10 protein-coding genes are annotated in these 14,633 nt (G+C 73.2%); 9 read left to right on the top strand and 1 reads right to left on the bottom strand.

What is annotated here, in order from left to right:
• Positions 1–70: 70 nt before the first annotated feature.
• Both ileS and ACTMS0_RS05630 read left to right on the top strand, forming a co-directional pair.
• The gene (gene ileS, locus ACTMS0_RS05625) at positions 71–3,217 is read left to right on the top strand and encodes an isoleucine--tRNA ligase (protein ID WP_441154035.1); all 3,147 of its coding nucleotides are present in this window, start codon (positions 71–73) and stop codon (positions 3,215–3,217) included.
• Between the two features lie 87 nt (positions 3,218–3,304).
• Positions 3,305–4,003 carry a lysophospholipid acyltransferase family protein gene (locus tag ACTMS0_RS05630; RefSeq protein WP_441154036.1) on the top strand — a complete coding sequence of 233 codons (699 nt, stop codon included), beginning with the start codon at positions 3,305–3,307 and terminating at the stop codon, positions 4,001–4,003.
• A gap of 69 nt (positions 4,004–4,072) precedes the next feature.
• On the opposite strand, the gene ACTMS0_RS05635 is transcribed toward ACTMS0_RS05630, so the two are convergent.
• On the bottom strand, positions 4,073–5,284 hold the full coding sequence (locus ACTMS0_RS05635; RefSeq protein WP_441154651.1) for a hypothetical protein: 1,212 nt from the start codon (positions 5,282–5,284) through the stop codon (positions 4,073–4,075).
• Positions 5,285–5,677: 393 nt separating this feature from the next.
• On the opposite strand from ACTMS0_RS05635, the gene ACTMS0_RS05640 reads away from it, so the two are divergent.
• From ACTMS0_RS05640 to ACTMS0_RS05670, 7 genes are all read left to right on the top strand, one after another.
• Positions 5,678–7,663 (top strand): TIGR03960 family B12-binding radical SAM protein, encoded by a 1,986-nt coding sequence (locus tag ACTMS0_RS05640; protein WP_441154037.1) that lies wholly within the window; start codon positions 5,678–5,680, stop codon positions 7,661–7,663.
• Between the two features lie 106 nt (positions 7,664–7,769).
• Positions 7,770–8,489 (top strand): TIGR03936 family radical SAM-associated protein, encoded by a 720-nt coding sequence (locus ACTMS0_RS05645; RefSeq protein WP_441154652.1) that lies wholly within the window; start codon positions 7,770–7,772, stop codon positions 8,487–8,489.
• A 133-nt stretch (positions 8,490–8,622) separates the two neighbouring features.
• Positions 8,623–11,727, top strand: a complete 3,105-nt coding sequence (locus tag ACTMS0_RS05650; protein WP_441154038.1) for an Rne/Rng family ribonuclease — start codon at positions 8,623–8,625, stop codon at positions 11,725–11,727.
• A gap of 248 nt (positions 11,728–11,975) precedes the next feature.
• Positions 11,976–12,290, top strand: a complete 315-nt coding sequence (gene rplU / locus ACTMS0_RS05655) for a 50S ribosomal protein L21 (protein WP_441154039.1) — start codon at positions 11,976–11,978, stop codon at positions 12,288–12,290.
• An 11-nt stretch (positions 12,291–12,301) separates the two neighbouring features.
• Positions 12,302–12,556: a 50S ribosomal protein L27 gene (gene rpmA, locus ACTMS0_RS05660; protein ID WP_088975624.1), complete on the top strand. Its 255-nt coding sequence runs from the start codon at positions 12,302–12,304 to the stop codon at positions 12,554–12,556.
• A gap of 90 nt (positions 12,557–12,646) precedes the next feature.
• Complete coding sequence (obgE, locus tag ACTMS0_RS05665) at positions 12,647–14,122, top strand: GTPase ObgE (RefSeq protein ID WP_441154040.1); 1,476 nt, start codon at positions 12,647–12,649, stop codon at positions 14,120–14,122.
• A gap of 70 nt (positions 14,123–14,192) precedes the next feature.
• Complete coding sequence (locus tag ACTMS0_RS05670) at positions 14,193–14,621, top strand: GNAT family N-acetyltransferase (protein WP_441154041.1); 429 nt, start codon at positions 14,193–14,195, stop codon at positions 14,619–14,621.
• Positions 14,622–14,633: the final 12 nt, after the last annotated feature.

Below are 14,633 nucleotides of genomic sequence, written 5' to 3' on the forward strand. Positions count from 1 at the left end.
ACGGCGTACCCGGTCGGCTCGTCCTCGCAGACCCACACGACGAGTGAGCTGCTGAGGAGAGCGACCCCCGATGGCCTATCCGTTGCACGACCCGACCGCGGCCGGCGTCCCCGCGAGCCCGGACCTGCCCGCCGTCGAGCGCCGGGTCCTGGAGCACTGGACGGCCGACAAGACCTTCGAGGCGTCGGTCGACGCCAGGCCGGCCGGTGACCAGGGGAAGAACGAGTACGTCTTCTACGACGGCCCGCCCTTCGCCAACGGGCTGCCGCACTACGGGCACCTCTTCACCGGGTACGTCAAGGACGTGGTGCCGCGCTACCAGACCATGCGTGGCCGGCGGGTGGAGCGGCGCTTCGGCTGGGACTGTCACGGCCTGCCCGCCGAGGTGGTCGCCGAGAAGCAGCTCGGCATCACCAGCAAGGCGGAGATCCTCGACCTGGGCGTGGCCCGGTTCAACGAGGCGTGCCGCACGTCGGTGCTGGAGTTCACCCACGACTGGGAGCGGTACGTCACGCGCCAGGCCCGCTGGGTCGACTTCGCCAACGACTACAAGACGCTCGACCTGGACTACATGGAGAGCGTCATGTGGGCCTTCAAGACCCTGCACGACAAGGGTCTGGTCTACGAGGGCTTCCGGGTGCTCGCGTACTGCTGGCGCTGCGAGACGCCGCTGTCGAACACCGAGACCCGGATGGACGACGTCTACCGGGACCGGCACGACCCGACGCTGTCGGTGTGGTTCGCGCTGACCCCGGACGAGAGCGCGCCGGAGCCGGTGCGCGGGCCGGTGAAGCTCGGCGTCTGGACCACCACGCCGTGGACCCTGCCGTCCAACCTGGCGCTCGCCGTCGGCCCGGACATCGAGTACGCGGTGCTGGAGCGCGACGGGCAGCGGTACGTCGTCGGGGCGGCCCGGCTCGGCGCGTACGCCAAGGAGCTGGAGGGGTACGAGCAGGTCGGCACCGTGTACGGCCGGGACCTGGTCGGGCGCCGCTACAGCCCGCTGTTCGACTTCCTCGTCGAGCAGGCGGGGGAGAACGCGTACCAGGTGCTCGGGGCGGACTTCGTCACCACCGAGGACGGCACCGGGATCGTGCACCTGGCCCCGGCCTTCGGCGAGGACGACCAGAACGTCTGCAACGCCGCGGGCATCCCGACCATCGTCACGGTCGACGACCACACCCGCTTCACCGCGCTGGTCCCGCCGTACCAGGGTGAGCAGGTCTTCGACGTCAACAAGCCGGTGATCCGGGAGCTGAAGGAGCGGGGGGTGGTGCTCAAGCAGGACACCTACACCCACGCGTACCCGCACTGCTGGCGCTGCGACACCCCGCTGGTCTACAAGGCGGTGTCGTCCTGGTTCGTGGCGGTGACGCGGTTCAAGGACCGGATGGTCGAGCTGAACCAGCAGATCAACTGGACGCCCGGCCACATCAAGGACGGCTCGTTCGGCAAGTGGCTGGCCAACGCGCGGGACTGGTCGATCAGCCGGAACCGGTTCTGGGGCTCGCCGATCCCGGTGTGGAAGTCCGACGACCCGACCTACCCCCGGATCGACGTGTACGGCTCGCTCGCCGAGATCGAGCGGGACTTCGGCGTACGCCTGACCGACCTGCACCGGCCGGCGGTGGACGACCTGGTCCGCCCCAACCCGGACGACCCGACCGGGAAGTCGATGATGCGCCGGGTGCCGGAGGTGCTGGACTGCTGGTTCGAGTCCGGGTCGATGCCGTTCGCCCAGGTGCACTACCCGTTCGAGAACGCCGAGTGGTTCGAGCACCACTACCCGGGCGACTTCATCGTCGAGTACATCGGGCAGACCCGCGGCTGGTTCTACACCATGCACGTGCTGGCCACCGCGCTGTTCGACCGGCCGGCGTTCCGCAACTGCCTGAGCCACGGCATCCTGCTCGGCTCGGACGGGCGCAAGATGTCCAAGAGCCTGCGCAACTACCCGGACGTCTACCACGTGTTCGACTCGTACGGGTCGGACGCGATGCGCTGGATGCTGATGTCCTCGCCGGTGCTGCGCGGCGGCGACATGTCGGTGACCGAGGCGGGCATCCGGGACGCCGTCCGGCAGGTGCTGCTGCCGCTGTGGAACGTCTGGTACTTCTTCTCCCTCTACGCCAACGCCGACGGTCACACCGCGAGCCGGCGCACCGACTCCACCCACCTGCTCGACCGGTACGTGCTGGCGAAGACCAACGAGCTGGTGTCGACGGTGCAGGCGCAGATGGAGGCGTACGACATCTCCGGCGCCTGCGCCACCGTCCGGTCCTACCTGGACGCGTTGACCAACTGGTACGTGCGCCGCTCCCGGGACCGGTTCTGGTCCGGCGACGCCGACGCGTTCGACACCCTGTGGACGGTGCTGGAGACCCTCTGCCGGGTGGTGGCGCCGCTGGCGCCGCTCACCGCGGAGGAGATCTGGCGTGGCCTGACCGGCGAGCGGTCGGTGCACCTGACCGACTGGCCGTCCGCGGACGAGTTCCCGGCCGACCACGAGCTGGTCTCCGCGATGGACAACGTGCGGGCGGTCGCCTCGGCGGCGCTTTCGCTGCGCAAGGCCAGGGGCCTGCGGGTGCGGCTGCCGCTGTCGACGCTGACCGTGGCCTCGCCGGCCGCCGGTCAGCTGCGCCCCTTCGCCGACCTGGTCGCCGACGAGGTCAACGTCAAGGCGGTGGAGTTCACCGACGAGGTGCGGAACTACTGCCAGCAGGTGCTGACCGTGGTGCCCCGGGCGCTGGGCCCGCGGGTCGGCAAGGCGGTGCAGCAGGTGATCAAGGCGGTCAAGGCGGGGGAGTGGGAGCTGGTCGACGGCGCCCCGGTCGCCGCCGGGGTCACCCTCGCCGAGGGCGAGTACGAGCTGCGCCTGGTCGCCGCCGATGCCGAGCACTCCGCGCCGCTGCCCGGTGGCGAGGGTGTGGTCGTGCTGGACACCGAGGTCACCCCGGAACTGGCCGCCGAGGGCCTGGCCCGGGACGTGGTCCGGGTGGTGCAGCAGGCCCGCCGCGACGCCGACCTGGACGTGTCGGACCGCATCGTGGTCGCGCTCGCCGCCTCCGAGGAGGTACGGGCGGCGGTGTCCGCGTACGTCGACTTCGTGCGGCGGGAGGTGCTGGCCGAGTCGGTCGACTTCGCCGAGGGCATCGACGGCTTCACCGGCGAGGTCGGCGACGGCGAGCAGGTGACGGTGACCGTCCGCCGGGTATGAGGGGGCCCGCCACCTGTGTCGTCGCGGTGGGGGCGCGTCCGCTACCGTGACAGCGCCCCCACCGCACCCCGACCTGCCGGAGGACCAGTGCCGCTGCTCTACACCATCGGCAAGCTCACCGTGGCGCCCGCGCTGCGGTTGGCCTTCCGGCCGACCGTGGAGGGGTTGGAGCACGTGCCGGAGACCGGTGGCGCGATCTTCGCCGGTAACCACCTCTCGGTCGCCGACGAGCTGTTCCTCGGCGCGGTCGTCCCCCGGCACCTCGCCTTCTGGGCGAAGTCGGAGTACTTCAAGGGCACCGGCCTGAAGGGCCGGTTTTCCAAGTTCGTCCTCACCGGCCTGGGCGCGATCCCGGTCGAGCGGGCCGGCGGGCGGGCGGCGCTGACCGCGTTCGACGCGGCCATCCCGGCCCTCAAGGCCGGTGAGCTGGTGGTCGTGTACCCGGAGGGCACCCGGTCACCGGACGGGCGGCTCTACCGGGGGCGCACCGGCGCGGTCCGGCTGGCGGTGTCCGCCGGTGTGCCGGTCATCCCGGTCGGCACGATCGGCACGGAGAAGGTCCAGCCGATCGGTGCGCGGGTGCCCCGACCGTTCACCGGCAAGATCACCGTGAAGTTCGGCAAGCCGCTGGACTTCACCGGGCGCTCGGACGACCGGACCTCGCTGCGGGCGATGACCGACGAGGTGATGAGCGAGATCCAGAAGCTCACCGGGCAGGAGTACGTCCCCCGCTACGCCCCGCTCCGCGCGCACCCGCCCGTCGCCGGCGAGCCCGGCGCGGTCTGAGCGCGGTCGATACCCGGGTCACGGAGCGCTGTCGCCCCGGCGCTTCTCCTGCGTACGAGAGAGAAACGCTCAGCTCTGCTGTCGGGTGACGATCTGCTCGCGCAGGGTGCCGAGGAGGGCGGCGCTGTCCGCCACCGAGAGCCGGGTGAACACGGCGGTGGCGATGCTGCCGTGGTCGACCGAGGTGCACACCACCACGTCCGCGCCGTCGGAGCGGCCGACCGCGCACCGATCGTGCCGCCCCCGGATCCCGGTGTCGATGATCTGCGGCTCGCCGAGCGAGTACTGGTCTGTCAGGCGGGCGATCTCAGCGTCCGCTTCGGACTGCGGGCTGAACCAGAAGCCGGTGCCGCCGAAGACGGTCACCCGCTTGCCGGACCGGGTGGTGTAGACACCGGCGAACGTGTCGCTGGCCAGCCAGTGCGCGTTGCGGACCTCCGCCTCCAACTCCTTCGCGGCCTCCGCGCTGCGGTCGTCCTGCCGCAGTCGCAGGTCCGCGACCTCCGCCGGCAACGCCGCGCTGGCCGGGACCTGGTTCAGCATCGGCATGGCCCAGTAGGCCGGGCAGCCGCAGCAACAGGCAAGGGTGAACAGCAGCACCCAGGGCCACTTCCGGCGCTTGCGGACCGGCACCGGGACGTACCCCTTGGGGGCCTGCCAGCCGGGCGGCGGCGCGACCGGCCGGGCCGGCGGAGGCGCGTTCCGTCGCCAGCGCTTCGACGGCGCGGGCGGCGGCGGAGGGGGCGCGACCGGATACGGGACCGGCGGCGCCGCGGGGTACGCGGGGGCCGGCGACGCCGGGTACGCGGCCGATGGCGAGACCGGCGGGTACGCGGGGGCCGGCGACGCCGGGTAGGCGGCCGACGGCGAGACGGGGTAACCGGGCGCCGGTGACGCGGGGGCGGGCGGCCCGGAGTACGGCCGGGTCGGGGCCGGGGAGGGGTAGGGCGGCAGCGGGGGAAGCTCCGGCAGCTCGGCCGAGGGCAACTCCCAGCCGCCGGTGTCCGCGCCCTCCCACGGGTCGACCGGGGCTCGGTCCTCCGGGGCCTCGACCGGGCCCGGGGGCACCGGGGTCGGCTCGGCCGACTCGCCCCAGGCGCGCTTGCGCGGCGGCGGGGGCGGCACGGCGGCCGACCCGCTCCACCGGGGCGCCGGCGGCTCGGGAACCTCGTCCGCCGGCATCATCCGGGTGCCCGACGGGCCTTCGGGCGCGGTGCCGGTGCCGAAGTCGCGGGTGCCCTGCGGCCCCGAGGGCCCACCGCCCTCATCGGGGGCGGACATCGCGGGCGGATCACCCGCGGTGGAGGTGCCCGCCGGACCCTCCCGGGCGGCGGCGACCTCGGTCGGCTCGGCAGGGGTGGTGGGTGTCGGCTCGTCGGTGACCGCCGGTTCCCGGTCCCGGTGCGGGATCGTCCCGTCGACCGGCCGGTCTGCTCCCGGCTGCGGCTCCGGCATCGCGGCAATCTCCTCTCGCCGATCCGAGGTTAGTACCGCGGTGCCAGCGCGGACGAATCCGCCGGCCAGAGCGTCACCAGGCTGCCGCTCAGCGTGGTGCGAGCCGTTCACGCCGGCGATGCTGCCGCCGCACGGGCCGTCGACCGTCCTGTCGACGACGGTGTGGTCGCCGCGGTGCGGCGGGGTTGGCCGGTCCGGGAGCGCGTACCCTTGGGCATCATGAGTGTCCCGTCCACCACGCCGCGCCCCGCCGCGGCCAACTCCGTCTGGCCCCGGCTGGAGCCGCTGCTGCCCCAGGTGACCAAGCCCATCCAGTACGTCGGTGGCGAGCTGGGGGCGGTGGTCAAGGACTGGGACGCGGCGACCGTGCGGTGGGCGCTGATGTACCCCGACGCGTACGAGGTCGGCCTGCCCAACCAGGGCGTGCAGATCCTCTACGAGGTGCTCAACGAGCTGCCCGACGTGCTCGCCGAGCGGACGTACGCGGTCTGGCCGGACCTGGAGAAGCTGATGCGCGCCCACGGCGTGCCGCAGTTCACCGTCGACGCGCACCGCCCGGTCCGCGACTTCGACGTGTTCGGCGTGTCCTTCGCCACCGAGCTGGGCTACACCAACCTGCTCGCCGCCATCGACCTGGCCGGCATCCCGCTGCTCGCCGCCGACCGCACCGACGCCGACCCGGTGATCGTGGCCGGCGGGCACGCCGCGTTCAACCCGGAGCCGATCGCCGACTTCGTCGACGCCGCCGTGCTCGGCGACGGCGAGGAGGCGGTCCTGGAGATCACCACGATCGTCCGGGAGTGGAAGGCCGAAGGGTCCCCGGGCGGGCGCGACGAGCTGCTGCTGCGGCTGGCCCGCACCGAGAGCGTCTACGTCCCGCGCTTCTACGACGTCGACTACCTGCCGGACGGCCGGATCCAGCGGGTCGTGCCGAACCGCCCGGACGTGCCGTTCCGGGTGCACAAGCGCACGACGATGGACCTGGACGCGTGGCCGTACCCGAAGAAGCCGCTCGTGCCGCTGGCCGAGACGGTCCACGAGCGGTACGCGGTGGAGATCTTCCGGGGCTGCACCCGGGGTTGCCGGTTCTGCCAGGCGGGCATGATCACCCGCCCGGTGCGCGAGCGGTCGATCACCACGGTGGGGCAGATGGTGCAGCAGGGGCTGGAGTTCTCCGGCTTCCACGAGGTGGGCCTGCTGTCGCTGTCGTCGGCCGACCACTCGGAGATCGGCGACATGTGCTCCGGCCTCGCGCAGCAGTACGAGGGCACCAACGTGTCGCTCTCGCTGCCGTCGACGCGGGTGGACGCGTTCAACATCGAGTTGGCGCAGGAGTTGTCCCGCAACGGCCGGCGGACCGGTCTGACCTTCGCCCCCGAGGGCGGGTCGGAGCGGATCCGTAAGGTGATCAACAAGATGGTGTCGAAGGAAGACCTCATCCGCACCGTGGTCACCGCGTACACCAACGGCTGGCGGCAGGTGAAGCTCTACTTCATGTGCGGCCTGCCCACCGAGACCGACGAGGACGTCCTCGAGATCGCCGACATGGCGCACGAGGTCATCAAGGCCGGCCGGGCGGCGACCGGATCGAAGGACATCCGCTGCACGGTGTCGATCGGCGGGTTCGTGCCGAAGCCGCACACCCCGTTCCAGTGGGCGGCGATGGAGCGGCCGGAGGTCATCGACAGCCGGCTCAAGATGCTCAAGCAGGCGATCAACGCCGACCGGTCGCTGGGCCGGGCGATCGGCTTCCGCTACCACGACGGCGAGCCGTCGCTGATCGAGGGCCTGCTCTCCCGCGGTGACCGCCGGGTCGGCGCGGTGATCCGCAAGGTCTGGGAGAACGGCGGCCGGTTCGACGGCTGGAGCGAGCACTTCTCGTACCAGCGCTGGGTGGACGCCGCCGCCGAGGTGCTGCCGGCCTTCGGCGTCGACCTGGACTGGTACACCACCCGGGAGCGCGACGAGCTGGAGGTCCTGCCCTGGGACCACCTGGACTCGGGCCTCGACAAGGACTGGCTCTGGCAGGACTGGCAGGACTCGCTGAGCGAGTACGAGCAGGACGACTGCCGATGGACCCCGTGCTTCGACTGCGGCGTCTGCCCGTCGATGGACACGGAGATCCAGATCGGCCCCACCGGGAAGAAGCTGCTCCCGCTGACCCCGATCAACGGCCTGCGGGCCCCCAGCGGCGCCCAGCAGTAGCCCCCGGGGCCGGCGACCCCGCCGGCCCGGACACCCGAGGAGCACGACGATCAGTAGGAAACCACAGCCGGAGGGCGGGCAGGCGCCGGTCGTCCAGCGCATCCGCATCCGGTACGCCAAGCGGGGTCCGCTGCGGTTCACCTCGCACCGGGACTTCGCGCGCGCGTTCGAGCGGGCCCTCCGCCGGGCGGGCGTGCCCATGGCGTACTCCCAGGGCTTCACGCCCCACCCCAAGATCTCGTACGCCAGCGCGGCACCCACCGGCGTGGCGAGCGAGGCGGAGTACCTGGAGATCGGGCTGCGCGAGGCGGTCGACCCGGCCGCGCTGCGCGGCGCACTCGACGCCGCCCTCTCGCCCGGGCTCGACGTGCTCGACGCCGTGGTCGCGACCGGCGGGAGCCTCGCCGACCGGATCGAGGCGTCGCACTGGCGGATCGAGCTGCCCGAGGTCGACGCGGCCGTGCTCCAGAAGGCCGTGGCCGCCTTCAGCGCCGCCGACGAGGTGCTGGTCGAGCGGATGACCAAGCAGGGCCGGCGCACCTTCGACGCCCGGGCGGCGGTCATCGCCGTCGATGTGATCACGCCGGCCGAGACGCCTTCCGGGGTCCCGGCGGTACCGTGTGCGATACTCGAACTGGTCGTCCGGCAGGTCACCCCCGCCGTACGGCCCGATGACGTCCTTTCCGGCCTCCGCGTGGTGGCCGACCTGGAGCCGCCGGTCTCGCCGAGGGTGACCCGGCTGGCACAGGGCACGCTGACCGCGCAGGATGCGATCGCGGATCCGTTGGAAGCGGACCGCGACGGGGCAACCATCGATGGGCACTGACCGACGGTCGGTGCCCGGCTAGGCAGACTTCGGCGGTCGCGCGGCTCGCGCGACCGGCGGAAACACCTTTTGCGGCGACCCTGCGTGGCAGCGCTCACCCGCGCCCGGGGTAGCCAGAACTGGAGAAACGCCCATGCTCGAGAACGAGCCCGAGGGCGGCGAGCGCGCCGGCGCCCAGCCGGTTGGCGAGACCGCCGCACACCACACCGCCCACGGCGGTGCCCCTACGAACCCCGCCGACTCGTCGGCGGCGAGCGGAGTTCCGGCCGCCGGCGAGCCCGCCGCGGCCGTCCCGGACGAGCCGGCGGGCGCCGCCCCCGGCGAGCCGACCGGCCCGGCCCCGGGTGGGCCCACCGGCAGCGGCGTCGCCGAACTGGGCCCGCCGTCGACCCCGGCGCGCAAGCGGACCAGCCGGCGGCGGGTCACCCCGGTGACCCAGCCGGAGCAGACCGAGGCGCCGGTCGAGGCCACCAGCGAGGCCGTGCCGGGCAGCGGCGAGGCTCCCCAGGCGGAGGTGCTCGCCCCGGTCTCCGGGGACGGTGAGGCGCCCGCGAAGGCGACGCGCCGCCGGCGCAAGGCCACCACGACCAAGGCCGCCGAGGAGTCCCTCGCCGTCGCCGGGGCGGAGGAGGCCGCGGCGGACGTCGTACCGCCGGTGAAGGTGACGCGTACCCGCCGCAAGAAGGCGGCCCCCGCGGCGGCCGAGCCGGCCGCCGAGACCCCGGCCGACGCCGCCGGGGTCGGCACCGAGGCCGCGCTGGCCGAGCCGGTGGCGGCCGAGGCCGGCCCGGCGGAGGCCGAGGTCGAGCCGGAGGCCGGCGTCGAGTTCGGCGCGGCGCAGCCGCCGGCCGTCGCCGGGGAGGTGCCGTCCGGGGCGGCGGCGACCGCTCCCGCCGAGGAGCCCGAGCCGGAGCGCCCGACGCGCCGTCGGCGGGCGGCGCTCTCCGCGCCGACGGTGCTGTTCATGGCCCCGCAGCCGGAGGAGATCCCCGCCGCGCGGGCCGTCGAGGAGCCCGCCGCCGACGAGGCGGCCGAGCCGTCGCGCCGCCGCCGGCGCGGTCGCCGCGACGTCGAGCCGGTCGAGGCCGTCGAGCCGGTCGAGGCCGAGGAGGAGCCGACCGAGGAGGCCCTCGAGGTCGCCGAGGACGAGGACGAGGACGAATCCGCCGCCGCCCGTCGGCGGCGCCGGCGTGGCCGGCGCGGTCGCGGCCGGGGCAAGGGCGGCGCCGACGAGGCTGAGGACGAGGAGTCCGAGGAGGCCCTGCAGGCCGAGGCGGAGGAGCCCGAGGCCGAGGAGGACGAGGGGCCCGAGGGCGAGGGCGGCGACGGGCTGACCCGCCGCCGCCGGCGCCGGCGCCGCCGGGGAGCGGGCGATGTCGAGGCGGCCACGGACGACGGCGTGCCGACGGTCGTGAAGATCCGGGAGCCGCGCCGTACGGTCGACGAGGTGCAGGGCGTCTCCGGCTCCACCCGGCTGGAGGCCAAGCGCCAGCGGCGCCGGGACGGCCGCGAGCAGCGGCGTACCCGCCCGCCGATCCTCAGCGAGTCCGAGTTCCTGGCCCGGCGGGAGGCGGTCGACCGGGTGATGGCCGTCCGCCAGCGCGGCGACCGGACGCAGATCGCCGTCCTCGAGGACGGCGTACTGGTCGAGCACTACGTGACGCGCAACTCGGCCGCCACGATGGCCGGCAACGTGTACCTGGGCAAGGTGCAGAACGTGCTGCCCAGCATGGAGGCGGCGTTCGTCGACATCGGCCGGGGCCGCAACGCCGTGCTGTACGCGGGCGAGGTCAACTGGGACACCACCGGCCTGGAGGGCCGGGCCCGGTCGATCGAGCAGGCCCTCAAGTCCGGCGACTCGGTGCTCGTGCAGGTCACCAAGGACCCGATCGGGCACAAGGGCGCCCGGCTGACCAGCCACGTGGCCCTCTCCGGCCGCCACCTCGTCTACGTGCCCGGGGGCAACGCCTCCGGCATCAGCCGGAAGCTGCCCGACAACGAGCGCAAGCGCCTGCGGGACGCGCTGAAGAAGCTGGTCCCGGACGGCGCCGGCGTGATCGTCCGCACCGCCGCCGAGGGCGCCAGCGAGGACGAGCTGGCCCGCGACGTCAAGCGGCTCCAGGCGCAGTGGGAGGACATCCAGGCCAAGGCCGCCGAGGGCGGCGCCCCGGTGCTGCTCTACGAGGAGCCCGACCTGGTCATCCGCGTCGTCCGGGACCTCTTCAACGAGGACTTCCGGGAGCTGGTGATCGAGGGCGAAGGCGCGTACGGCATGGTCGAGTCGTACCTGTCGCACGTCTCGCCGGACCTGGTCGCCCGCCTGCGCCGCCACGTGGGCGCCGCCGACGTGTTCGCCGAGTACCGGATCGACGAGCAGATCCTCAAGGGCCTGGACCGGAAGGTCTTCCTCCCCTCCGGCGGCCACCTGGTCATCGACCGGACCGAGGCGATGACCGTGGTCGACGTCAACACCGGCAAGTACACGGGTGCCGGCGGCAACCTGGAGGAGACGGTCACCCGGAACAACCTGGAGGCCGCCGAGGAGATCGTCCGCCAGCTGCGGCTGCGCGACATCGGCGGCATCGTGGTGATCGACTTCATCGACATGGTGCTGGAGTCGAACCGGGAGCTGGTGCTGCGCCGGTTGACCGAGTGCCTCGGGCGGGACCGCACCAAGCACCAGGTCACCGAGATCACCTCGCTCGGCCTGGTGCAGATGACCCGCAAGCGGATCGGCGCCGGCCTGCTGGAAGCGTTCAGCGAGACCTGCGAGTGCTGCAAGGGCCGAGGGCTGATCATTCACACCGAGCCGGTGCCGGAGAAGGCGCGCCCGGGCGGCGCGGGGGAGAAGGTCAAGGCGGTCGCCTCGGCCGTGCCGGCGGCCGAGGCGGGTACCCCGTCCCGCCGCCGGGCCCGCAAGGGCGCCGCGGCCGAGCGGACGGTGGCCGAGGTCGCCGAGACCGAGAGCGCCGCCGACATCACCGGCACCACGGACGCCACCGGCACCAGGACCACCCCGTCGGACGCCGAGTACTACGACACGATGGGCTACGACCTGTCCCGGTACGAGACCGAGACGCCGGCCGCGCCGGACATCGTCGACAGCCAGACCGGCGACTCGGCCCGGCTGGCGGCACCCGACGACCCGGACGCGCTGGGCGAGGGCGAGGAGTCCGAGGGCGGCACCGGCCGGCGGCGGTCCCGGCGGAGCGGCGCGCGGCGGCGTACCCGTCCCTGATTGGCTGGCTGAGCGTTCACGACAGGGCCCCCGCTGCGGCGGGGGCCCTGTCGTCGTGTCCGGCGGAGTAGGGTGGGGCCGTTCGGGTGGGCCCGGTTTGGGAGTCGGCCCGACCATGGCGTACGCTTGCCTGCGGCGCACTTTGGTGTGCCGAGTTCCCGCGTGCCCGCGCCGCCGCGCTTCTGCTACCCGGCGAGCCGCCGTGGGAACGACCGCCAGCAGCCTCAACGACAGGGAGTCCGCCTCCGATGTACGCGATCGTCAAGACCGGCGGCAAGCAGTACAAGGTCGCCGAGGGCGACGTGATCGAGGTCGAGAAGCTCGTCGGTGCCCCCGGCGACGCGGTGAAGCTCGCCGCGGTGCTCCTCGTCGACGGTGACGACCTGGTGACCGACGCAGCGAAGCTTGCCGAGGTCGAGGTGTCCGGCGAGATCGCCGCGCACACCAAGGGCCCGAAGATCCGGATCCACAAGTTCAAGAACAAGACCGGCTACCACAAGCGCCAGGGTCACCGCCAGCCGCTGACCCAGGTCAAGGTGACCGGCATCTCCAGCGGGAAGTAGGTCGTCCTCCAATGGCTCACAAAAAGGGTGCGTCCAGCTCGCGTAACGGCCGTGACTCCGCGGCCCAGCGGCTCGGCGTGAAGCGCTTCGGTGGTCAGGTCGTGAGCGCGGGTGAGATCCTCATCCGCCAGCGCGGCACCAAGTTCCACCCGGGTGACCTGGTCGGCCGCGGCGGAGACGACACGCTCTTCGCGCTGGCCGCCGGCGCGGTCCAGTTCGGCACCAAGCGCGGTCGCAAGACCGTCAGCATCGTGCCGCAGCAGTAATTCTCCGGCGAAGCGGGCCGCGGACCTGGTGTCCCGGCCCGCTTCGCCTTTTGTCGCGCGGGGGCGTACCTCGCTGGAAGGATTGGCAGCGTGACGACGTTCGTTGACCGGGTCGTCCTGCATCTGCAGGCCGGCGACGGCGGGCACGGCTGTGTCTCGATCCACCGGGAGAAGTTCAAGCCCTTCGGCGGCCCGGACGGGGGCAACGGCGGGCACGGCGGCAGCGTCTCGCTGGTCGTCGACCCGCAGGTGCACACCCTGCTCGACTTCCACTTCCGCCCGCACGTGAAGGCGCCCAACGGCAAGGGTGGCGCAGGGTCGAACCGGGACGGCGCGAACGGCGGCGACCTGGTCCTCAAGGTGCCCAACGGCACCGTCGTGCAGACCACCGACGGCACCGTGCTCGCCGACATGGTCGGCGCCGGCACCACCTTCGAGGTGGCCCGGGGCGGGCGCGGCGGCCGGGGCAACGCCTCGCTGGCCAACGCCCGCCGCAAGGCGCCCGGCTTCGCCGAGCTGGGCGAGCCCGGCGAACAGCTGGACGTGGTTCTGGAGCTGAAGAGCGTCGCCGACGTCGGCCTGGTCGGTTTTCCGTCCGCCGGCAAGTCGTCGCTGATCTCGGTCATCTCCGCCGCCAAGCCGAAGATCGCCGACTACCCGTTCACCACCCTGGTGCCGAACCTCGGCGTGGTGCGGGTGGACAACCACACCTTCACCGTCGCGGACGTGCCCGGCCTGATCCCCGGGGCGGCCACCGGCAAGGGGCTCGGCCTGGAGTTCCTCCGGCACATCGAGCGCTGCTCGGTGCTGGTGCACGTGGTCGACACGGCGACGCTGGAGCCGGGCCGCGACCCGCTGGCCGACATCGACACGATCGAGGCGGAGCTGACCGCGTACGGGGGGCTGGCCGACCGGCCGCGCCTGGTCGCGCTGAACAAGGTCGACGTGCCGGACGGGCGGGACCTGGCCGAGATCGTCCGGCCCGACCTGGAGGCCCGCGGCTTCCAGGTGTTCGAGGTCTCCGCCGCGACCCGTGAAGGGCTCAAGGAGTTCACGTACGCCATGGCGGAGCTGGTGGAGACGGCGCGTGCCGCCGCGCCGCCGGCCGAGCCCACCCGGATCGTCATCCGGCCGCAGGCGGTCGACGACGCGGGCTTCACGATCGAGGCCGCCCCCGACGGCGCCTGGGTCGTGCGGGGCGTCCGCCCCGAGCGGTGGGTGCGGCAGACGAACTTCGACAACGACGAGGCGGTCGGCTACCTGGCCGACCGGCTGGCCCGGCTCGGCGTCGAGGAGAAGCTCGGCAAGGCCGGGGCGCAGGCCGGCGACCTGGTGCGCATCGGGGAGCGCGAGTTCGACTGGCAGCCCACCTTGTACGCGGGGGCCGAGTTCGTCCCCAGCGTGCGGGGCGCCGACATCCGGCTCGAGGAGAAGACGCACCGGCCCGCTGCCGCCGAACGGCTGGCGGCCCGCAAGGCCCGGCGGCAGCGACCGGGCGACGAGGTCGAGGCCGGCGCGGCCGGCGAGGTCGGGGCCGGCGATCCGGAGGAGGACGACGCCGAATAGCTCGGTGCGCTCCGTGATCGGGTCGACTGCCCGCAATCTGCGCGACAGACGCCAGGCTTAACGTCGGGTGATGCTGATCACGGCACGTACCGCCAGCGATCCGGAACTCGCCGCCCTGGTGGCGGCCTGGCAACGCGAGCTGCGCGACAGCGGCTGGGCCGGCCCGCCGGACGGCGCGCCCGAGGATCTCCGCTTCCTGGTGGCGGTGCTCGGTGGCCGGGCGGTGGCGTGCGGGGGGCTTAGGGCCCTCGACGACGGGACCGGCGAGCTGCACCGGCTGTACGTCCGGCCGGCGTACCGCGGGCGGGGCATCGCCCGGCAACTGCTGGTCGCCCTGGAGGAGATGGCCTTCCGGTCCGGTCACGCGCTGGTCCGGCTGCGGACCGGTGTGCAGCTGGCGACGTTCTACGCGACGTGCGGCTACCAGCGGATCCCCGGGTACGGCGAGCCGGACCCGTACACCGTGTGTTTCGCGAAGCGGCTCCCGATCGCGGCCTGACACCGACGGGCG

This window comes from Micromonospora sp. H33 (assembly GCF_052068455.1).
GTDB lineage: Bacteria > Actinomycetota > Actinomycetes > Mycobacteriales > Micromonosporaceae > Micromonospora.

Excerpts from the sequence above, each read along its gene's own strand:
- rplU (WP_441154039.1), top strand. The coding sequence starts at position 11,976 with ATGTACGCGATCGTCAAGACCGGCGGCAAGCAGTACAAGGTCGCCGAG.
- rpmA (WP_088975624.1), top strand. The coding sequence starts at position 12,302 with ATGGCTCACAAAAAGGGTGCGTCCAGCTCGCGTAACGGCCGTGACTCC.
- ACTMS0_RS05650 (WP_441154038.1), top strand. The coding sequence starts at position 8,623 with ATGCTCGAGAACGAGCCCGAGGGCGGCGAGCGCGCCGGCGCCCAGCCG.
- ACTMS0_RS05640 (WP_441154037.1), top strand. The coding sequence starts at position 5,678 with ATGAGTGTCCCGTCCACCACGCCGCGCCCCGCCGCGGCCAACTCCGTC.
- ileS (WP_441154035.1), top strand. The coding sequence starts at position 71 with ATGGCCTATCCGTTGCACGACCCGACCGCGGCCGGCGTCCCCGCGAGC.
- ACTMS0_RS05635 (WP_441154651.1), bottom strand. The coding sequence starts at position 5,284 with ATGTCCGCCCCCGATGAGGGCGGTGGGCCCTCGGGGCCGCAGGGCACC.
- ACTMS0_RS05670 (WP_441154041.1), top strand. The coding sequence starts at position 14,193 with ATGCTGATCACGGCACGTACCGCCAGCGATCCGGAACTCGCCGCCCTG.